Source organism: Buttiauxella sp., assembly GCF_049686335.1.
GTDB lineage: Bacteria > Pseudomonadota > Gammaproteobacteria > Enterobacterales > Enterobacteriaceae > Buttiauxella.
This window is the reverse complement of sequence record NZ_JBAVHX010000005.1, coordinates 36,345-55,955: the sequence shown is the minus strand read 5'-3', so window position 1 is coordinate 55,955 and position 19,611 is coordinate 36,345. Positions and strand designations below refer to the sequence as shown.

Annotated in this window: 18 protein-coding genes, 1 tRNA gene and 1 pseudogene; 9 read left to right on the top strand and 11 right to left on the bottom strand. The window is 51.6% G+C overall.

What is annotated here, in order from left to right:
* The first annotated feature begins 22 nt into the window (after nucleotides 1-22).
* Nucleotides 23-745: a GntR family transcriptional regulator gene (locus tag WBL83_RS04825; protein WP_424588085.1), complete on the top strand. Its 723-nt coding sequence runs from the start codon at nucleotides 23-25 to the stop codon at nucleotides 743-745.
* Nucleotides 746-859: 114 nt separating this feature from the next.
* On the opposite strand, the gene WBL83_RS04820 is transcribed toward WBL83_RS04825, so the two are convergent.
* The 3 genes from WBL83_RS04820 to fdhD form a co-directional block, all read right to left on the bottom strand.
* On the bottom strand, nucleotides 860-1,825 hold the full coding sequence (locus WBL83_RS04820; protein WP_424588084.1) for a chemotaxis protein: 966 nt from the start codon (nucleotides 1,823-1,825) through the stop codon (nucleotides 860-862).
* Between the two features lie 188 nt (nucleotides 1,826-2,013).
* A complete protein-coding gene (gene asr / locus WBL83_RS04815; protein ID WP_424588083.1) occupies nucleotides 2,014-2,322 on the bottom strand; it encodes an acid resistance repetitive basic protein Asr in 309 nt (102 codons plus the stop codon).
* 119 nt (nucleotides 2,323-2,441) lie between these two features.
* Nucleotides 2,442-3,266: a formate dehydrogenase accessory sulfurtransferase FdhD gene (gene fdhD, locus WBL83_RS04810; protein ID WP_424588082.1), complete on the bottom strand. Its 825-nt coding sequence runs from the start codon at nucleotides 3,264-3,266 to the stop codon at nucleotides 2,442-2,444.
* A 172-nt stretch (nucleotides 3,267-3,438) separates the two neighbouring features.
* Between fdhD and fdnG the strand changes: the two genes are divergently transcribed.
* Genes fdnG through fdhE form a run of 4 tightly spaced genes read left to right on the top strand, consistent with a single transcriptional unit; the run spans nucleotide 3,439 to nucleotide 8,965 of the window.
* Nucleotides 3,439-6,489 carry a formate dehydrogenase-N subunit alpha gene (fdnG, locus tag WBL83_RS04805; RefSeq protein ID WP_424588081.1) on the top strand — a complete coding sequence of 1,017 codons (3,051 nt, stop codon included), beginning with the start codon at nucleotides 3,439-3,441 and terminating at the stop codon, nucleotides 6,487-6,489.
* A gap of 12 nt (nucleotides 6,490-6,501) precedes the next feature.
* Nucleotides 6,502-7,407: a formate dehydrogenase subunit beta gene (gene fdxH / locus WBL83_RS04800; protein ID WP_424588080.1), complete on the top strand. Its 906-nt coding sequence runs from the start codon at nucleotides 6,502-6,504 to the stop codon at nucleotides 7,405-7,407.
* Nucleotides 7,404-8,039 (top strand): formate dehydrogenase cytochrome b556 subunit, encoded by a 636-nt coding sequence (gene fdoI, locus WBL83_RS04795; RefSeq protein WP_424588079.1) that lies wholly within the window; start codon nucleotides 7,404-7,406, stop codon nucleotides 8,037-8,039. Before fdxH ends, fdoI begins: the two co-directional genes overlap by 4 nt.
* Complete coding sequence (gene fdhE / locus WBL83_RS04790) at nucleotides 8,036-8,965, top strand: formate dehydrogenase accessory protein FdhE (RefSeq protein WP_424588078.1); 930 nt, start codon at nucleotides 8,036-8,038, stop codon at nucleotides 8,963-8,965. Before fdoI ends, fdhE begins: the two co-directional genes overlap by 4 nt.
* Before the next feature lie 33 nt (nucleotides 8,966-8,998).
* Here the strand turns inward: fdhE and WBL83_RS04785 are convergent, their stop codons facing one another.
* Both WBL83_RS04785 and WBL83_RS04780 read right to left on the bottom strand, forming a co-directional pair.
* Nucleotides 8,999-9,331, bottom strand: coding sequence for a type II toxin-antitoxin system PemK/MazF family toxin (locus WBL83_RS04785; RefSeq protein ID WP_424588077.1), 333 nt, complete (start codon nucleotides 9,329-9,331; stop codon nucleotides 8,999-9,001).
* Nucleotides 9,332-9,586, bottom strand: a complete 255-nt coding sequence (locus WBL83_RS04780) for an AbrB/MazE/SpoVT family DNA-binding domain-containing protein (protein ID WP_083963253.1) — start codon at nucleotides 9,584-9,586, stop codon at nucleotides 9,332-9,334.
* Between the two features lie 282 nt (nucleotides 9,587-9,868).
* Here WBL83_RS04780 and WBL83_RS04775 point away from each other — a divergent pair, with 282 nt between their 5' ends.
* A complete protein-coding gene (locus WBL83_RS04775) occupies nucleotides 9,869-10,777 on the top strand; it encodes an alpha/beta hydrolase (RefSeq protein ID WP_424588076.1) in 909 nt (302 codons plus the stop codon).
* Nucleotides 10,778-10,930: 153 nt separating this feature from the next.
* Here WBL83_RS04775 and WBL83_RS04770 read toward each other — a convergent pair.
* The 5 genes and pseudogenes from WBL83_RS04770 to WBL83_RS04750 all read right to left on the bottom strand — a co-directional run.
* A pseudogene (locus WBL83_RS04770) lies at nucleotides 10,931-11,047 on the bottom strand (RNA polymerase sigma factor); the annotation flags it as partial.
* A 373-nt stretch (nucleotides 11,048-11,420) separates the two neighbouring features.
* Nucleotides 11,421-11,642: a YgdI/YgdR family lipoprotein gene (locus WBL83_RS04765; protein ID WP_424588075.1), complete on the bottom strand. Its 222-nt coding sequence runs from the start codon at nucleotides 11,640-11,642 to the stop codon at nucleotides 11,421-11,423.
* 172 nt (nucleotides 11,643-11,814) lie between these two features.
* On the bottom strand, nucleotides 11,815-12,174 hold the full coding sequence (locus WBL83_RS04760; RefSeq protein WP_424588074.1) for a hypothetical protein: 360 nt from the start codon (nucleotides 12,172-12,174) through the stop codon (nucleotides 11,815-11,817).
* A 286-nt stretch (nucleotides 12,175-12,460) separates the two neighbouring features.
* Nucleotides 12,461-12,760, bottom strand: a complete 300-nt coding sequence (locus WBL83_RS04755; RefSeq protein ID WP_424588073.1) for a hypothetical protein — start codon at nucleotides 12,758-12,760, stop codon at nucleotides 12,461-12,463.
* Nucleotides 12,761-13,213: 453 nt separating this feature from the next.
* A tRNA-Sec gene (locus tag WBL83_RS04750) sits at nucleotides 13,214-13,308 on the bottom strand.
* A gap of 289 nt (nucleotides 13,309-13,597) precedes the next feature.
* Here WBL83_RS04750 and WBL83_RS04745 point away from each other — a divergent pair.
* Nucleotides 13,598-14,989, top strand: coding sequence for a glycoside-pentoside-hexuronide family transporter (locus WBL83_RS04745; RefSeq protein WP_424588072.1), 1,392 nt, complete (start codon nucleotides 13,598-13,600; stop codon nucleotides 14,987-14,989).
* Nucleotides 14,990-15,005: 16 nt separating this feature from the next.
* Complete coding sequence (gene yicI / locus WBL83_RS04740) at nucleotides 15,006-17,330, top strand: alpha-xylosidase (protein ID WP_424588071.1); 2,325 nt, start codon at nucleotides 15,006-15,008, stop codon at nucleotides 17,328-17,330.
* Nucleotides 17,331-17,428: 98 nt separating this feature from the next.
* Here yicI and WBL83_RS04735 read toward each other — a convergent pair whose 3' ends face one another.
* On the bottom strand, nucleotides 17,429-18,022 hold the full coding sequence (locus WBL83_RS04735; protein WP_424588070.1) for a YhgN family NAAT transporter: 594 nt from the start codon (nucleotides 18,020-18,022) through the stop codon (nucleotides 17,429-17,431).
* A gap of 163 nt (nucleotides 18,023-18,185) precedes the next feature.
* Between WBL83_RS04735 and asd the strand changes: the two genes are divergently transcribed.
* Nucleotides 18,186-19,292: an aspartate-semialdehyde dehydrogenase gene (gene asd, locus WBL83_RS04730; RefSeq protein WP_424588069.1), complete on the top strand. Its 1,107-nt coding sequence runs from the start codon at nucleotides 18,186-18,188 to the stop codon at nucleotides 19,290-19,292.
* Nucleotides 19,293-19,611: the final 319 nt, after the last annotated feature.

Below are 19,611 nucleotides of genomic sequence, written 5' to 3'. Positions count from 1 at the left end.
TAACGCGAATAAAAGAACCCCTATGGCTGCGCGATATATAGAAATTAAGAAGAGTATTCAGGAAGATATCCTCAGCCATCGCTATCAGGTTGGCGAAAAAATCCCTTCAGAAAGAGAACTGGCGGCACAATATGGCGTAACGCGGGTTACGCTGCAAAAAGCGATGAATGTTCTTGAACAAGAGGGATTTATCGAGCGAATCCATGGCAAGGGGATGTATGTCACCAAAGTGATTGAAGACAACGTCTATATGCTCAATAGCGGTACCGGGGATTCTATTTTAGGTTTTTCCCGGGAGTTTGGTCAGCAGGCGAAAATCTCAAGCGAGCTGGTGACGCATCAATTAATACCCGCACCGCAGGCGGTAGCGTCGCAGTTGGAGACAAAACAGGATGTTCATTTTATCCGCCGCATCCGCCTGATTGACGACGTTGCAGTGCTGGTTGAAGACTCCTGGATTAACAGCGAAATCATCGCCACCATTCCGACAACGGTGCTTGAACAAGGCTCGTTGTATGAATACATCGAAGAATACACCGGTAAGAAAATTAAGTTTTATAACTCGGTGATTGAAGGCGATTTATTTAATGACGATCTGGCGGCCTTGCTGTCTATTTCACCCGGCCTGCCGATGCTGAAAGTCTCCGGCGTCACCAAACTGGAAGACGGCAAAGCGTTCAACTTTTCGTGTAGTTACAACCGCGCAGATATGTTCAAAATTAAAAATAGCTGGGTGGGTAAATAACAAACACTAAACAGGTTTTGTAGGGTGGATAAACGTCAGCGTCATCCACCATTTGTGCCTGTAATCTAAGGTAAAAAGCGTCAGGTGACGCTTCGCTTATCCGACCTGTAAAAACTAAACCACCGCACCTTCCAGCGCTTTAGTAATCACCTCAGAAAGCTCCTTCACGTCGAACTTCGCGACATAGCCGTTCGCACCCACTTTGCGCACGTGATCTTCGTTGGCACTGCCTGATAAAGACGAGTGAATGACCACCGGGATCTGCTTTAACGAGATATCCGTTTTGATATTTCGCGTCAGCGTAAAGCCATCCATTTCCGGCATTTCGATGTCGGTTAAAACCATACCAATTCGATCGGTTACCGGTTGGCCTGCGGCTTTAGCTTCTGCGGCGATAACCTTGATTTTCTCCCAGGCCTCAAGTCCTGTGGAATACATCTCGACTGGGATCCCCATTCCTTTAAGGCCTTGTTCAAGCATCATGCGGGCGACTTTGGAATCTTCGGCAACAATCGCCACCGCACCAGGTTTCAGTGGATTGGTTTGTCCTTCGATGGCCTTCACATCCACATTGCGCCCTGAAGGAATAATGTCATACAGGATCTGCTCAACATCCAGTACCAGTGCCAGCTCGCCCTTGTACTCTTCGCTATCGAGCGAAGCAATGCTGGTAATGTTGCGGCTGCTGACGCCTGACTCGGCGGCGTGAACCTGGCTCCAGTCGAGGCGGATAATATTTTCAACCGACTCGACCGCAAATGCCTGCGTGCTACGGGCGTATTCGGTTATCAGTAACAGATTCAGACCCGTTTCAGGCGTGCATCCGGTAACGGCGGGCAGGTCGATTACCGGGATAATCTGGTCGCGAATATTGGCCATTCCTAACAGTGGCGACATCATTCCAGCCGCGCGATTGATTTTCTGCATGGGCACAATTTCACGCAGTTTAAAAACGTTAATGCCGTACAGCTCTGATTTATCAGAGTGCTGGCCTTTGCCTAAGCGGAACAACAACAGCTCAAACTTGTTGGATAACGCCAGGTTAGCCCTTTCATCAATATCTTTTTGAAAACTATCCATTTAAACCTCTGTTCGATAACCTGGCGGGTAGTCGCCCCGGCGCTTGTCTAAGTTATCGGCAGAATGAGGGAAAAGTGGAGTGGCTTGAATTAACGAAGTGAGGGAATGGGAGGTGGGATAATGATGAAGTTAATAAAAAAACACCCGGCAAGCCGGGTGTTTTAGAGAAGAGGGATTTTGTTGCCGAATTATGCAGCTGGTTTAACCGCTGGTTTTGCCGCTGGCGCTACTGTGTGAGTCGCTTTTTTGTGGTGCTTTTTGGCAGCCTGAGCTTTCTGAGGAGCGGCAGCTGGAGTCACAGCTTTAGTCGCTTTTTTGTGGTGCTTTTTAGCTGCTTGCGCTTTCTGCGCTACAGGTGCTGCTTTATGGTGTTTTTTGTGGTGCACAGTAGTGGTGCTGTGTTTTACCGGAGCAGGTGCGGCGGTGGTTTCAGCAGCGAAAGCAGCAGAAGACAGACCCATTACAGCAACAGCAATCAGAGTTAATACTTTTTTCATTTTGATAGTCTCGTATTCGTTTATGTATGGGTTGTTGGCCCGTTGAAATAACTTTATTCCAACAAACAAATACGTTCAGTGAGTGATTGGTGTCGGTAAGTAACGGAATGTACAAACCGTTAACACAGCCGCTGCGGATGGGTATATACCGTCGCACGGCCTGGTTTGCTAAAACCGATAAGCGTCAGATTGCAGCGCTGCGCGACTTCTACGGCAAGCGTGGTGGCGGCAGATACTGCAAACAGAATTTCGACACCGCACTGAGCAGATTTTTGCACCATCTCATAGCTGGCCCGGCTGGAGACGAGCACCGCACCATTATTCCAGGCTTCACGGCAACGCACGCCGAGCAGTTTATCCAGCGCCACATGGCGGCCAATATCTTCTTTACCATCCAGAATAGTGCCGTTTTCATTCAGCCACAGCGCGGCATGAGTACAACCAGTGAGTTGCCCGACAGGCTGGTAATCGCGCATCTGGTTTAAAGCTGCATCCAGCTTGTTCAAATCGAAGGTTTGCGTAAATGGAAGAGGCGTTATCGGGCGGCCAATATCATTGAGTTGTTCCACGCCACAAACGCCGCAACCGGTACGCCCGGCAAGGGAGCGGCGGCGCTCTTTCAATCCCATAAAGCGGCGGCTGGAAAGCTCAATTTGCACTTCTAAGCCATTACAAACGGGTAAAACATCAATTCCGTAAATGTCTGCCGGAGATTCAATAATCCCTTCTGATAAAGAAAAACCGAGCGCAAAAAGTTCCAAATCTTTGGGCGAAGCCATCATGACCACATGCGAAATACCGTTGTAGACCAGCGCTACCGGCACTTCTTCTGCCAGCCAGTCTTCTTTGGCCGCGAGCAAATCCTGGCGTTGCCACAGCTCTATAGTCCGCGCACCAGTGACGGCCTTCACAATTTTGCTTTGATTTGGGTTGGAATTGTTCACTTTGTCTTAACCTGATTGGAACAGCCTTAATTCTAATGTGGTATTCTGGAAACACTAACCCTTCTGGAGTAGGGGATATTTCCAGTTCGGTTTGATTGTGGACTTTTGCGGCGCAGACCGCAAAAAAAATACACCTATAAATAATGTGAAAATGTCGAAACAAGGAGCACCCATGCAGGTCAGCAGAAGACAGTTCTTTAAGATCTGTGCTGGCGGTATGGCAGGGACTACAGCAGCGGCACTGGGTTTTGCCCCGGGCGTTGCACTGGCGGAAACACGGCAATACAAATTACTACGTACCCGTGAAACGCGTAACACCTGCACATACTGTTCCGTCGGTTGCGGGCTATTGATGTACAGCCTCGGTGACGGCGCGAAAAATGCCAAAGCATCAATCTTCCATATTGAAGGCGACCCGGACCATCCGGTAAACCGTGGTGCACTTTGCCCGAAAGGCGCAGGACTTGTGGACTTCATCCACAGTGAAAGCCGCCTGAAATTCCCGTCTTATCGCGCGCCAGGCTCGGATAAGTGGGAGCAAATCAGTTGGGAATCGGCATTTGACCGTATCGCCAAACTGATGAAACAAGACCGTGATGCCAACTTTATTGCGCAGAACGACCAGGGAACGACGGTCAACCGTTGGCTCTCCACCGGTATGTTGTGTGCATCAGCATCCAGTAATGAAACCGGCTATTTAACCCAGAAATTTTCCCGCGCCCTCGGCATGTTAGCCGTGGATAACCAGGCGCGTGTCTGACACGGACCAACGGTAGCAAGTCTTGCTCCAACATTTGGTCGCGGTGCGATGACCAACCACTGGGTTGATATTAAGAACGCCGATCTCGTGATTGTGATGGGTGGCAACGCCGCAGAAGCGCATCCCGTCGGGTTCCGCTGGGCGATGGAAGCCAAAATCCATAACGGCGCGAAGCTAATTGTTATCGATCCGCGCTTTACGCGAACCGCTTCGGTGGCGGATTTCTACACCCCGATTCGCTCAGGCTCAGACATTGCTTTCTTGTCTGGCGTATTGCTGTATCTGATAAACAACAATAAATACAACCGCGAGTATGTCGAGGCTTACACCAACGCCAATCTGATTGTGCGTGAGGATTACAGCTTCGATGACGGCCTGTTCTCCGGCTACGACGCGGCAAACCGTAAATACGACAAAACCTCCTGGAATTATGAGCTGGATGAGAAGGGCTTCGCGAAACGCGACCTGACGCTGACCCATCCGCGCTGTGTATGGAACCTGCTCAAAGAGCACGTTTCCCGCTACACGCCAGAGGTGGTTTCCAATATTTGCGGTACCCCGAAAGATGACTTCATTCAGGTCTGTGAATATATCGCAGCGACCAGCGTAAAAGATAAAACCGCATCGTTCCTGTATGCACTGGGCTGGACGCAACACTCCGTGGGCGCGCAGAACATTCGTACCATGGCGATGATCCAGCTGCTGCTCGGCAATATGGGAATGGCAGGCGGCGGCGTCAACGCCCTGCGTGGACACTCCAATATTCAGGGGCTGACCGATCTCGGTTTGCTGTCACAAAGCCTGCCAGGCTACATGACGTTGCCGAACGAAAAACAGCCCGATCTCCAGACATACCTTGCCGCCAACACGCCGAAACCGCTGCTGGAAGGCCAGGTCAACTACTGGGGCAACTACCCGAAATTCTTCGTTTCAATGATGAAAGCCTTCTTTGGCGACAAAGCCACAGCGGAAAACAGCTGGGGTTATGACTGGTTGCCGAAGTGGGACAAGGGCTACGACGTCCTGCAATATTTCGAGATGATGAACCAGGGCAAGGTGAACGGATATCTGTGTCAGGGCTTCAACCCTGTCGCGTCGTTCCCGAATAAAAACAAAGTCATTGCGTCGCTGTCGAAGCTGAAATTCCTCGTGACCATCGACCCGCTGAACACCGAAACCTCTAACTTCTGGCAAAACCACGGCGAGATGAACGATGTCGACCCGTCGAAAATCCAGACTGAAGTGTTCCGCTTGCCATCGACCTGCTTTGCCGAAGAAAACGGTTCTATCGTTAACTCCGGCCGTTGGTTGCAGTGGCACTGGAAAGGTGCAGATGCCCCAGGAGAAGCGCTGAACGATGGCGAAATCCTTGCGGGTATCTTTAGCCGCTTGCGCCATATGTACCAGACTGAAGGCGGTGCGCTGCCAGAGCAAGTGCTGAACATGAGCTGGAATTACCTGACACCAGACAACCCGGCTCCGGAAGAAGTGGCGATGGAGAGCAACGGTAAAGCGTTGCAGGACGTGGTCGACCCGGCAACCGGCGCGGTACTGGTGAAAAAAGGCCAGCAGCTTAGCTCGTTTGCTCAATTGCGCGATGACGGCACCACTTCCAGTGGCTGCTGGATTTTCGCCGGTTCCTGGACTCCAGACGGCAACCAGATGGCACGCCGTGATAACGCCGACCCATCAGGTTTGGGTAACACGCTGGGCTGGGCCTGGGCGTGGCCGCTTAACCGTCGCATTCTGTATAACCGTGCTTCTGCTGATCCAGCGGGTAAACCGTGGGATGAAAAACGCCGTCTGATTTCCTGGGATGGCGCGAAGTGGAGCGGCGCGGATATTGCCGACTACAGCACTGCTGCTCCGGGCACTGACGTTGGGCCGTTCATCATGCAGCCGGAAGGTTTAGGGCGCTTGTTTGCTATCGACAAAATGGCAGAAGGGCCGTTCCCTGAGCATTACGAGCCGTTTGAAACGCCGCTTGGCACCAACCCGCTGCACCCGAACGTGGTTTCTAACCCGGCGGCGCGCGTGTTTAAAGGTGACCTGGAAGCGATGGGCAAGCACGATAAGTTCCCGTATGTCGGCACCACCTATCGTCTGACCGAGCATTTCCACTACTGGACCAAACACGCGCTACTGAATGCCATCGCGCAGCCAGAGCAGTTTATCGAGATTGGCGAAAAGCTCGCGAATTCACTCGGCATTGCTCACGGCGACACGGTGAAAGTCTCCTCCAACCGTGGCTTTATCAAAGCCAAAGCGGTGGTGACCAAGCGTATTCGCCAGCTGGATGTGAACGGCCAGAAAGTGGACACCATCGGTATTCCGATTCACTGGGGTTACGAAGGGGTAGCGAAGAAAGGCTTTATCGCTAACACCCTGACGCCATATGTCGGTGATGCCAACACGCAAACGCCTGAATTTAAGGCGTTCCTGGTCAATGTGGAAAAGGTGTAACGGAGACGAATTATGGCTTATCAATCTCAGGACATCATCCGTCGTTCCGCTACTAACGGCTTCACACCCGCGCCTCAGGCGCGGGATCATCAGCAAGAGGTCGCAAAACTTATCGACGTCACCACCTGTATCGGCTGTAAAGCCTGCCAGGTGGCGTGTTCGGAGTGGAACGACCTGCGTGATGAAATCGGCAGTAATGTCGGCGTTTACGACAACCCGGCTGATTTGACCGCCAAATCATGGACGGTCATGCGCTTCTCGGAAGTGGAGCAAAACGACAAGCTGGAATGGCTTATCCGCAAAGATGGCTGTATGCACTGCGCGGATCCAGGCTGCCTGAAGGCGTGTCCGGCTGAAGGCGCCATCATTCAGTACGCCAACGGCATTGTCGATTTCCAGTCCGAGCAGTGCATTGGCTGCGGTTACTGCATCGCCGGTTGCCCGTTTGATGTACCGCGCCTGAACCCGGAGGACAACCGCGTCTACAAATGCACCCTGTGCGTAGACCGTGTGACCGTCGGCCAGGAGCCTGCCTGCGTGAAAACTTGTCCAACCGGTGCGATTCATTTTGGCTCGAAAGAGTCGATGAAAAACCTGGCGGGCGAGCGTGTGGCTGAGCTGAAAACACGCGGTTATGACAACGCCGGATTGTACGACCCGGAAGGCGTTGGCGGCACCCACGTTATGTACGTGCTGCATCATGCGGACAAGCCAACGCTGTATCACGGCCTGCCGGAGAATCCGTCCATTAGCCCAACCGTGAAATTCTGGAAAGGTGTCTGGAAGCCGCTCGCCGCTATTGGCTTTGCTGCAACCTTCGCCGCCAGCGTGTTCCACTATGTGGGAGTCGGCCCGAACCGTGCCGATGATGAAGACGAAAATTTGCACCATGACGATGACGAGGTGCGCAAACCATGAAAAAACAAGTGACCATTCAACGTTACAGCGCACCCGAGCGCATCAACCACTGGGTAACCGCCTTCTGCTTCATACTGGCGGCGGTGAGCGGGCTGGGGTTCTTCTTCCCATCCTTTAACTGGCTGATGCATATTATGGGTACGCCGCAGCTGGCGCGCATCCTCCATCCGTTCGTCGGTGTGGTGATGTTTGCCTCGTTTATCATCATGTTTTTCCGTTACTGGCACCACAATCTAATCAATCGGGATGATATCTTTTGGGCGAAGAATATTCGTAAGATCGTCGTCAACGAGGAAGTGGGTGACACCGGGCGTTATAACTTTGGCCAGAAATGCGTGTTCTGGGCGGCGATTATTTTCCTGGTGTTGCTGCTGGTGAGCGGCGTGATTATCTGGCGTCCTTACTTCGCGCCTGCTTTCTCAATCCCGGTGATTCGCGTAGCCCTGATGGTGCATTCATTTGCCGCAGTGGCACTGATTGTGGTTATTATGGTCCACATCTACGCCGCCCTTTGGGTGAAAGGCACGATTACCGCGATGGTGGAAGGCTGGGTCACAACGTCCTGGGCGAAAAAACACCATCCGAAATGGTATCGTGAAGTTCGCCAAAAACAGGAAAAACGACAGGAATGAGTATTCGCATAATCCCGCAAGATCAGCTGGAGAAGAGCGACAAACGTGCGGCGGAGACTATCCCGCCGTTACTGTTCCCCCGGCTGAAAAATCTCTACAACCGCCGAGCAGAACGCCTGCGCGAACTGGCGACCGACAATCCGCTGGGTGATTTCCTGCGCTTTGCGGCACTTATCGCACATGCGCAGGAAGTGGTGCTGTACGACCACCCGCTGGAAATGGACTTAACGGCGCTGATTCAGAAATCTTCTGAAACCGGCAAGCCGCCGCTGGATATCCATGTTCTGCCGCGTGACCCGCACTGGCAGCGTTTGCTCAACTCGCTGATTGCTGAGCTAAAACCAGAGATGAGCGGCCAGGCACTGGCAGTTATCGAAAATCTGGAAAAGGCTTCAACGCAAGAGCTGGAAGAAATGGCGACCGCGCTGTTTAACGCTGATTTTGCACTGGTTTCCAGCGACAAAGCCCCATTCATTTGGGCTGCGTTGTCGCTTTACTGGGCGCAAATGGCGAGCCTCATCCCTGGGCGTGCGAAAGCGGAATACGGCGAACAACGCCAGTTCTGCCCGGTTTGCGGTTCGATGCCGGTTTCCAGCATCGTGCAGATTGGCGGCACCAGCGGCCTGCGTTATCTGCACTGCAACCTGTGCGAAACCGAATGGCACGTGGTGCGGGTGAAATGCAGTAACTGCGAACAAACTCGCGACCTGAACTACTGGTCGCTGGAAAGCGAGCAGTCAGCAGTTAAAGCGGAAAGCTGTGGCGACTGTGGCACTTACCTGAAGATTCTCTATCAGGAAAAAGATGCCAAAGTAGAAGCCGTCGCTGACGATTTAGCTACGCTGGTGCTGGATGCACGCATGGAGCAAGAAGGCTTTGCCCGTAGCAGCATTAATCCTTTCCTGTTCCCAGGGGAAGGCGAGTAATTGATGCAGTGGGATGCTTTGCATCCCACTGTGTTATTCGAAAAATACCTTCACTCTGGACAGCGTCTCTTCTGTTACTTCTTCAGGTGCTTTTTCAATGAAACGCATTTGTCTGGCACGGAAATCGATTGATTTAACGTGATGGCAAATGACAATTCCTCGAGTGTGCGTTTTTGTCAGATGTACTTCGAATGCATTGCCACGAACACGAGATGTTATTGGTGCCACAATCGCCATGCCAGACTTGCGGCTAAATTCGACTGGAGACAATACTAGCGCAGGCCGAGTTTTGGCTTGTTCGTGACCTGCAGCAGGATCAAAATCGAGCCACACTAAATCGCCTCTATCAGGCATATAAAGACTCACCTAATCGATCTCCTTGCCAACAGGAGGAGAATTCAGCCACTCACGGTCTTCATCATCTAGCTCGAAACTTCCTTCAGGTGATTGGGCCAGTAACTCACTTAGCGTGTATATCGGCTTTGCGACTCGCAACATAATCCCTCCCTCAACGGCTTCAATATCCACTTTGTCACCTATTCTCATCCCAGCTTTCTCCAGAACAGCAGCAGGAATAATGGCCCCTGCGGAATTACCCCATTTACGAATCAGCGTTTTCACAATGATCACCAAATTAAACAATGTTTAAACTCATTTTAACACGATGGGTAAATCGCACAATGTTTAACCATCTACATTATTTACGGTATCTAATGTTGTTTCGTGAATGAGCTTGCTGGGTACTATAAACTTCAAAAAGCGTACTGTTATCTGCTTTTTCCTGATAGTTTTCATTTGTTCGAGGCGCCTTCCAGAATGCTGAGATAGTGAAAAAACTCGGTTCACGCGATCCCATAAATACGATATAACTGTTCATCCATACAGCATAAAAGGAATTCCGCTATGTCCCTCGAACCCGCAATCGCCGGGCTGGTTGATGAGTTCATCGCCTCCGGTCGTCCTTCTTCACGCCAACAAACTTTTGCCGAACGCCGCGCCGGGTATATCGCCAGCACTGTTTTAGCGGGTGACACGGAAACCCGAGTCGACGTGAAAGACATCAGTCTTAATGGAAGCACGTTACGCATATTTTCCCCGCTCAATGCGACAGGATCCCTACCTACCGTTATCTACTACCACGGAGGTTGCTTTGTTAGCGGTGGGTTTGAAACTCATGACAATCCGTTACGCCAGCTTTGCTATCACAGTGGCTGCCGGGTGATTGCCGTGCAGTATCGCGTAGCCCCGGAGCATACTTATCCGGCAGCGCATGATGACGCTGAGCGTGCAGCGGATGATATCTGGAAAGCGGCTGATCAACTGGAAGTGAACCGTCAACGAATTACGCTCGCGGGAGACAGCGCCGGTGGGCACATTGCCCTGGTCACCGCCCTGCGCCTGAAAAGTGCAGGAAACTGGTTACCTGCGCGGCTGATGTTGATTTACCCAATGCTGGACGCGACGGCGGAATCTGTCAGCTATCAGGAAAATGGCTACGACTACATCATTACCCGCGATACGCTGCTTTCAGGTTACGAAGCCTATATGCCCGATCTAGACCCAATGGATGATGAAGCCAGCCCATTATTTCGTGAAGATTTTGCAGGTTTGCCACCGGTACATATCATCACCGCTGAATACGACCCGTTGCGCAATGAAGGCGAGGTTCTGCATGAGTGCCTGATGGACCAGGGCGTTGAGTCCACCTGTCAGCGCTATCTCGGTGTGATCCATGGTTTTTTCCAGCTTGGAGGCATCAGCCAGGCAGCCCGCGATGCCATGCGTGATGTTGCATGGCGGGTAGGTCAATAAGCTCAATGAACTCCTCGCACCATTCCGGCCAGGTTACGCTGGCCGGGGCTTTTTGTTCAGAGAAACCCGACTCTGCGCACTCAGCCTTCCGTCAGCTCATCATAAAGATTGCGAAGACGGGTTCGTAGATAAAGCACGGCCTTGTGCATGCGGGATGTCGTCTGCGTCATCACGAACCGGCGTGCGACCAACGATAAAAGCTTTCAGCTTCGAGCGACACGCATTGAGCGCCAACATGACTCGAAAATGTCCTGCCGTCCCGGCTTTCATTACCGTTACTCAGCTTGCGTCGGTTTTTGGGCGTTATCATCCGGTTTCTGACGCCAGAATCCACCTCGGCGCTGCTGAACAAATTATTCGCGCTGCTCTGGTGTCATTTGCATCCAGCGTTCATGCATACGACGGCGCTCCCGGCCGTGTCCACGCATATCAAAATCTCTCATCATTTTTACTCCTCATCAGATTAGTTAAGTATTGCTACTGATGAGGTAGAAGAATGAGAAGCATAAATATTGTCAGGAAAATGAAATTTTTTTCTGTGCGGAATGAAGGTGCACGCTCTCCAGCACGGAATTTTTGAAAGGGAAATAGTGGGGGATGAAAATACCAGCCAGCATGTACTGGCTGGTATAAATGGAAAAAATCAGTCTTTCTTAATCATCTGCACGACTTGATCGTCATTAATCTGGCGTTCGTTGCCTTGCTGGTCGGTATAGCTAATCAGGCCAGTGTCTTTATCCACCTCCGGCTTGCCTTGCGTCACAATCATGTCGCCCGTTTTGGTCGACATCACGTAGTCACTTGAACAAGCGGTAGCAGACAGCGCAACACCAGTTAACAGCAAAATTTTCATCAATTTGGTCATGCAGAAACATCCCTTTTAAAGTGAATGGGGATATTACCTGTTGGGAGTAAGACAGATTGTTAAGGTGTATTACGAAGGGTTTAGGGATGATGGCCAATCACCTCGTCGTAAAACAAAAAGCCCACATGGGTTTACCATACGGGCTTTCAGCTTATCGGCGATTTAGAGGAACTCAGGTACTCAAATGAGCTTGTTTTCTGCGTGCGACATCAATAAACAAAAGGCTGGCGGCGAACGACAAACAGGACGCGATAATCAAGACCAGAAGATAGGACGTGACATAGCTATATTCTTTGTCCAGATGGGACAATTGTTCTGAAATCAGGTCGATGTTTTCCACCGTGTAGTTTCTGCACGCATAGAGCCCGTACCAGAAGGCGCTGAAGGCTATCATGCAGGTGTAGCAGAACCAGGTGAGCTTTTTATCAATGTACTCAAGATAAAATTTTGGGTCAGAGTAGGCGACTTTGAGAAGCCCAAAAAAACAGCCAAAGTAGATGCCAATCAACCACTTCAACACATCCCAGTTCATACAAACCTCTTAAATTGCTGCTACCTGTTTCGTCAGGCATTAAAAAAGGGCTACGCGTTACGTAACCCCTTGTTTTCTTTTGCTTACGCCAGATAATTTTTTTTGGCGGTAACAATATCGGCACAGTATGTCACATGCCACAGTGACAAAGAAGTCCGTATAGGTTGTGCGGCGGGGGCGTAGGGTGGATAAGCGATAGCGTCATCCACCATTTTGTCGGGTGACGCTAACGCTTACCCGACCTACAAAACCTAGTGAATTCCTGGCACTGTTTCGCCGCTGATCATTACCAGCCCGCGATCTGTTCTTCCTGCTCCGGCGATTGCTGGCGTTGCAACAACAATATGGTTAGCGCTACGCAATATTCCCGCATGGTTTCCGAATCGGTAGTAAGCGCGCCGCGATAATTATTGGGTTCTGCCACATCCACCGTCAGGCGCTCAATTAAATGCGCGGGCAGCGGTGCTTTTAGCGCAACTTTCAACACTTCTAGCGCGGCAAGCAAACGCCCACACAGCGCCATACATTCGGTGCTGTCGTCGTTTTCAATCAGCGCATTGACATAGTGCTGGCAGGAGTCGAGCACCTGGAAAAGATCATGCGTGGCACCGAGCGGGGTTTTTAATGAAGTTGCAGCTAAGGACGCTGGAATGAGTTTGGGGAATTGGTTGAAAACGCCTGGGAGGAAGGAACTGGAGCGTCTGGAGGGAGTAGATAATAAAATAGAGTAAATTATCTCATTATTAATTAGCGTGATAATTAGAATGTCTATAAATAAGATGGATTGTTATTTATGCAATAGAGTGTTTTTTACATTAAAACAGAGATTACAAATACTACAGCTTTTTGGATTCAGAATGCTTCCCATTATTGCTAATACAATAAAACAACCTATCAACTATTCCACGATATTTTCTCAATGTGAGTTATGAATTTTGTGAATATATAAGAAGTTATGTAACAGGAATAATTTGACTGATGGGGTGATGGCTACTTGCAACTATGAAATAAGAAAGCATGTATTTTGAATGAAAAAAAATGGCGGAAGATCACAGGAGTTGAACCTGCCCGGCACCGCTGGCGGCACCAACTGGATTTGAAGTCCAGCCGCCTCACCGGAGACGACGATCTTCCTGGCCTCGATTGCTACATGGAGGCGGTGCGCATTATACCCAGTTTCCACAAACCACCAAACAATGCTTTCCCCTTTACCCCATGATTCTTCTGAAACTATTAGCCAGATCAATCAAACCGCACGAAAAACACCCACTCTTTGACTCTTAGCCTGCTAAGAGGGCGACATCGCTCACACTTATCAAGAAACGTAATCTGATAACCAGAAATTGGAATTCCTGCAGCCCGCCCGATGCTCTACAACGATAGCCAGAGAATTTTCGCAGTCGTTTGGCCGAGGAATGCAGCAATGAAAAGTCAGATACTTTCCGCGAAGGAAAAGTTTGGGTACGGCCTGGGCGATGCAGCTAGCCATATCATTTTCGATAATGTCATGATGTACATGATGTTCTTCTATACCGATATCTTCGGTATCCCCGCCGGGTTTGTCGGCACCATGTTCCTGCTGGCACGTGCGCTGGATGCGATTTCAGACCCTTGCATGGGGCTGATTGCTGACCGCACCCGCAGCCGCTGGGGGAAATTCCGTCCGTGGATTTTATTCGGCGCCATCCCGTTTGGCATTGTCTGCGTGTTCGCCTACAGCACGCCAGATTTCAGCCTCCACGGCAAAATGATTTACGCCGCCATCACCTACACGCTGCTGACCCTGATGTACACCGTGGTCAACATCCCTTATTGCGCGTTGGGTGGCGTTATCACTAATGACCCAACGCAACGCATCTCCCTGCAATCCTGGCGCTTTGTGCTGGCGACGGCGGGCGGCATGCTGTCTACCGTGCTGATGATGCCGCTGGTGAAATTGATTGGTGGCGAAGATAAAGCCTTCGGCTTCCAGGGTGGTATCGCGGTGCTGTCCGTGGTGGCATTTATCATGCTGGCGACCTGTTTCTTCTTCACCAAAGAACGCGTTGAAGCGCCACCGAGCACCACTTCTGCCCGTGAAGATTTGCGGGATATCTGGCAAAACGACCAATGGCGCATTGTCGGCCTGCTCACCATTCTCAACATTATGGCGGTGTGTATCCGTGGCGGCGCGATGATGTATTACGTCACCTGGATCCTCGGCTCCCCGCTGATGTTCACCGCGTTCCTGACGACGTATTGTGTCGGCAACCTTATCGGCAGCGCCGCCGCCAAACCGCTTACCGACTGGAAATGCAAAGTTAGCGTCTTCTGGTGGACTAACGCCGCACTGGCGGTTCTTAGCTTCGCCATGTTCTTCGTGCCAATGAGCTCCGTGGTGTTGATGTTCGTCTTCATCTTCGTGATTGGCGTACTGCACCAGCTCGTCACCCCAATTCAGTGGGTGATGATGTCCGATACCGTGGATTACGGCGAATGGACCAACGGTAAACGCCTCACCGGAATCAGCTTTGCAGGCACGCTGTTTGTGCTGAAACTCGGCCTTGCCCTGGGCGGTGCGATGATTGGCTGGATGCTGGCAGGCGGCGGTTACGACGCCAGTGCAACGACGCAAAACAGCGCCACCATCAGCATTATTATCGCGCTGTTCACCATCGTACCGGGCATCTGCTACCTGATTAGCGCCATTGTCGCGAAACGCTTCTACACCCTGAAAACGCCGTTCCTGACGAAAATCCTCGGTGAACTGGCAGCCGGTGTGCGTCGCAATCAGCAAGATTTTGAAATCTCACCAGTATCTAAAGAATTCCAGTAGTCAAAGGACTTAAACCATGAAAATTAGTGACGGTAACTGGCTGATCCAGCCTGGACTTGCGTTGATTCACCCGATTCAGGTGTTTGACGTAGAGCAGAACGGTAACGAGATGGTGGTGTATGCAGGCACCAAAGATGTCAGCGAGCGTGGCAATCAGCTTGATACCCCGTTGTTTACGCTGCGTTTCTTCTCGCCGCAGGAAGGTATCGTTGGGGTGCGCATTGAACACTTCCAGGGCGCGGTGAATAACGGCCCGCATTATCCGCTCAATGTGCTCAAAGACGTGCACGTGACGATGCAAAACACGGCTGACTTCGCCGAGCTGAAAAGCGGCAACCTGAGCGTGCGTATCGCCAAAGGTAACGACTGGGCGCTGGATTTCCTGCGCGATGGCGTACGCATCACGGGTAGTGCATTCAAAAATAACGGCTACGTGCAGGATGCGAATACCGGCCGCACGCACGTATTCGAACGTCTGGATTTGGGCGTGGGCGAGGCGGTGTATGGCCTCGGCGAGCGTTTTACCGCGCTGGTGAAAAACGGCCAGACGGTGGAAACCTGGAACCGCGATGGCGGCACCAGTACTGAGCAATCCTACAAAAACATCCCGTTCTACCTGACTAACCGTGGTTACGGCGTGCTGGTGAATCATCCGGAATGTGTCTCTTTTGAAGTCGGTTCCGAAAAAGTCTCCAAAGTGCAATTCAGCGTGGAAGGCGAATACCTCGAGTACTTCGTTATCGACGGCCCAACGCCGAAGGCGGTACTCGACCGTTACACCCGCTTCACAGGCCGTCCGGCGCTGCCGCCAGCGTGGTCATTCGGTTTATGGCTCACCACGTCATTCACCACCAATTACGACGAAGCGACGGTGAACAGCTTTATCGATGGCATGGCCGAGCGCAATCTGCCGCTGCACGTTTTCCACTTCGACTGCTTCTGGATGAAAGCCTTCCAGTGGTGTGACTTCGAGTGGGACCCGGTGACCTTCCCCGACCCGGAAGGGATGCTGAAACGCCTGAAAGCGCGTGGTCTGAAAATCTGCGTGTGGATTAACCCGTACATCGGCCAGAAATCCCCGTTGTTCCGCGAAGGGATGGAAAAAGGTTATCTGCTCAAACGCCCGAATGGCGCGGTATGGCAGTGGGATAAATGGCAGCCAGGGCAGGGAATTGTAGATTTTACCAATCCAGCAGCCTGCGAATGGTATGCCGGCCACCTGAAACGCCTGGTGCGCATGGGTGTGGACTGCTTCAAAACCGACTTCGGCGAGCGCATCCCAACGGATGTGGTCTGGCATGACGGCTCTGATCCGCAAAAAATGCATAACCATTACGCGTTCTTCTACAACGAACTGGTGTGGAATGTGCTCAAACAGGAACTCGGCGACGAAGAAGCGGTGCTCTTCGCCCGTTCAGCTTCCGTCGGTGCACAACAATTCCCGGTTCACTGGGGCGGCGACTGCTACGCCAACTATGAATCTATGGCGGAAAGCCTGCGCGGCGGGTTATCGCTGGGGATGTCCGGCTTTGGTTTCTGGAGCCATGACATTGGCGGCTTCGAAAACACCGCGCCTGCGCATGTCTACAAACGCTGGTGCGCGTTCGGGCTGCTCTCCAGCCACAGTCGCCTGCACGGCAGCAAATCCTACCGTGTGCCTTGGGCGTATGACGATGAAGCCTGCGACGTGGTGCGCCACTTCACGCAGTTGAAATCGCGCATGATGCCTTATCTCTATCGCCAGGCTGCGCAGGCCGCAGAGTTCGGTACGCCGATGATGCGTTCAATGATGCTGGAGTTCCCGGACGATCCTGGCTGCGATTATCTTGACCGTCAGTACATGCTGGGCGATTCGGTGATGGTTGCGCCGGTGTTCAGTGAAGCGGGCGATGTGCAGTTCTATCTGCCAGAAGGCCGCTGGACGCATCTGCTGACCAATCATGAAGCGCAGGGCAGTCGTTGGCACAAACAGCAGCATGACTTCCTGAGCTTGCCGGTTTATGTGCGTGACAACACGCTGCTTGCACTGGGTAACAACGACCAGAAACCGGATTACGCATGGCATGAAGGCACCGCTTTCCAGCTGTTTAATCTGGATGATGGCCGCGAAGCTATCTGCGAAGTCCCGGCGGCAGACGGTTCGGTTATCTATACGCTGAAAGTTAAGCGTGAAGGCAATGCGCTGACGGTGCAGGGTGACGGCCAGGCGAAAGACTGGACACTGTGTTTGCGCAACATCGGTGACGTGAAAGGCGTGAAGCAAGGTAAGAGTGCGGCGGGTGAGCACGGCGTGGTCGTGACGCCGGATTCCGCAGAGTCGCGGCTGGTTATCGAGCTTTAATTTGGTCTTTCTCCTTCTCCCTGGGGAGAAGGTTGGGATGAGGGGTTGATTTTTCACCCTCACCCTGGCCCTCTCCCTGAGGGAGAGGGACTAAAAACTTATCCCTTCATCCAGACCCGCAGGCCATCGAGGAACATTTGAGTTGCCAGCATCACCAATACCAGACCCATTAAACGTTCCAGCGCATTCACGCCTTTCTCTCCCAGTAAACGTAAGAAAAGCGACGATTGCAGCAAAATCGCTACGGTTCCGCCCCATGCCAGCAGCAGCGCGGCGACTAAATGCCCCATCTGATTCGGATACTGGTGCGATAACAACATTAACGTTGCGAGTAATGTAGGCCCGGCAACTAGCGGGATCGCCAGCGGCACGATAAACGGCTCTTCACCCGCAGGCAGGCCAGAGGCATTCCCTTCATGGCTTGGGAAAATCATTCTAATCGCAATCAGGAACAGAATGATCCCGCCGGAAATTGAAACGCTTTCTGCGCGCAGGTTCAGGAATCCGAGGATTTTTTCCCCGGCAAACAGGAAAATAAGCATGATTATCAGAGCAATAAGCAACTCGCGGATCATAATAGCCCGGCGACGTTTCGGCTCAGTATGCTTGAGTACCGACATAAAAATCGGCAGGTTTCCCAACGGGTCCATAATCAGGATTAACAGTACTGCCGCAGAAATAATTTCAGTCATTAATGGTGTTCTCTAATTATTAAAATCTTCATTGATAAGCTGTATTTCTAATAGCTTGCATATCATTGATTAATTTCACTTGCGACTTTGGCAGCATTTTGTAATGTGGACGTATGTTCCAGTAAATGCACACAACGCAAACATCTCTGCAGGATTAGTCGCTATGAAAAATGTTGGTTTTATCGGTTGGCGCGGTATGGTCGGTTCCGTACTCATGCAACGCATGGTTGAGGAGCGTGATTTTGACGCCATTCGTCCGGTTTTCTTCTCCACTTCCCAGTTAGGCCTCGCGGCCCCGTCTTTTGCTGGCCAGAACAACGGCACGTTGCAGGACGCATATGACCTGGAAGCGCTGAAGGCGCTGGACATTATCATTACCTGCCAGGGCGGCGATTATACCAACGAAATCTATCCAAAGCTTCGTGAAAGCGGTTGGCAAGGTTACTGGATTGATGCGGCTTCTTCTCTGCGTATGAAAGATGACGCGATTATTATTCTCGACCCGATTAACCAGCACGTTATTCAGGAAGGTCTGAACAACGGCGTCAAAACCTTTGTTGGCGGCAACTGTACCGTCAGCCTGATGCTGATGTCCCTCGGCGGCCTGTTTGCAAACAACCTGGTTGAATGGGTGTCTGTGGCGACTTATCAAGCGGCTTCCGGCGGCGGTGCGCGTCATATGCGTGAACTGCTGAGCCAAATGGGTCAACTGCACAATCATGTGGCGACTGAGCTTGCCGATCCTGCTTCTGCTATTCTGGATATCGAACGCAAAGTTACCGATTTGACCCGTAGCGGCGGCCTGCCAACGGATAACTTCGGCGTGCCATTAGCGGGAAGCCTGATCCCATGGATTGACAAGCAGCTCGATAACGGCCAAACCCGCGAAGAGTGGAAAGGTCAGGCTGAAACTAACAAGATCCTGAATACTGGCAGCATTATCCCGGTTGATGGCTTGTGTGTTCGTGTTGGCGCACTGCGCTGCCACAGCCAGGCGTTCACTATCAAACTGAAAAAAGACGTCTCGCTGCCAACCATCGAAGAGATGCTGGCCAGCCATAACGAGTGGGCGAAAGTGGTGCCAAACGATCGCGAAGTCACTATGCGCGAACTGACTCCTGCGGCAGTGACTGGCACACTGACCACTCCGGTCGGTCGTCTGCGTAAACTCAACATGGGTCCGGAATACCTGTCAGCCTTCACAGTTGGCGACCAATTATTGTGGGGCGCTGCAGAGCCGTTGCGCAGAATGTTGCGCTTGCTCGCATAAGTACACTTATTTACAAGAGGGGCATTGCAGCCCCTTTTTTTATCACGTCATATACCCTTCATACTTCAAGTTATGGGTGTGTTGGTTGCACTCCGTCACCCCAGTCACTTACTTAAGTCAGCTCCTGGGGATTCCTGAGTTTACCGCCTTCCCATAACTCGATTTTTTTGGGTATACATGGAACGTATGACTTTAGTTCATTAATTTTCGGGAGCAAAACAGAGCGTTGGCTATGCTTTATTCAGGGCGGCGAAAACTGTCGTGATGAGTTGTTGGGCGGAGCAGCTTACAGGAGTTCTTTTACGCTGCCTGTTAGGTC

Excerpts from the sequence above, each read along its gene's own strand:
- WBL83_RS04825 (WP_424588085.1), top strand. The coding sequence starts at position 23 with ATGGCTGCGCGATATATAGAAATTAAGAAGAGTATTCAGGAAGATATC.
- WBL83_RS04820 (WP_424588084.1), bottom strand. The coding sequence starts at position 1,825 with ATGGATAGTTTTCAAAAAGATATTGATGAAAGGGCTAACCTGGCGTTA.
- asr (WP_424588083.1), bottom strand. The coding sequence starts at position 2,322 with ATGAAAAAAGTATTAACTCTGATTGCTGTTGCTGTAATGGGTCTGTCT.
- fdxH (WP_424588080.1), top strand. The coding sequence starts at position 6,502 with ATGGCTTATCAATCTCAGGACATCATCCGTCGTTCCGCTACTAACGGC.
- fdoI (WP_424588079.1), top strand. The coding sequence starts at position 7,404 with ATGAAAAAACAAGTGACCATTCAACGTTACAGCGCACCCGAGCGCATC.
- fdhE (WP_424588078.1), top strand. The coding sequence starts at position 8,036 with ATGAGTATTCGCATAATCCCGCAAGATCAGCTGGAGAAGAGCGACAAA.
- WBL83_RS04775 (WP_424588076.1), top strand. The coding sequence starts at position 9,869 with ATGTCCCTCGAACCCGCAATCGCCGGGCTGGTTGATGAGTTCATCGCC.
- WBL83_RS04765 (WP_424588075.1), bottom strand. The coding sequence starts at position 11,642 with ATGACCAAATTGATGAAAATTTTGCTGTTAACTGGTGTTGCGCTGTCT.
- WBL83_RS04760 (WP_424588074.1), bottom strand. The coding sequence starts at position 12,174 with ATGAACTGGGATGTGTTGAAGTGGTTGATTGGCATCTACTTTGGCTGT.
- WBL83_RS04745 (WP_424588072.1), top strand. The coding sequence starts at position 13,598 with ATGAAAAGTCAGATACTTTCCGCGAAGGAAAAGTTTGGGTACGGCCTG.
- yicI (WP_424588071.1), top strand. The coding sequence starts at position 15,006 with ATGAAAATTAGTGACGGTAACTGGCTGATCCAGCCTGGACTTGCGTTG.
- WBL83_RS04735 (WP_424588070.1), bottom strand. The coding sequence starts at position 18,022 with ATGACTGAAATTATTTCTGCGGCAGTACTGTTAATCCTGATTATGGAC.
- asd (WP_424588069.1), top strand. The coding sequence starts at position 18,186 with ATGAAAAATGTTGGTTTTATCGGTTGGCGCGGTATGGTCGGTTCCGTA.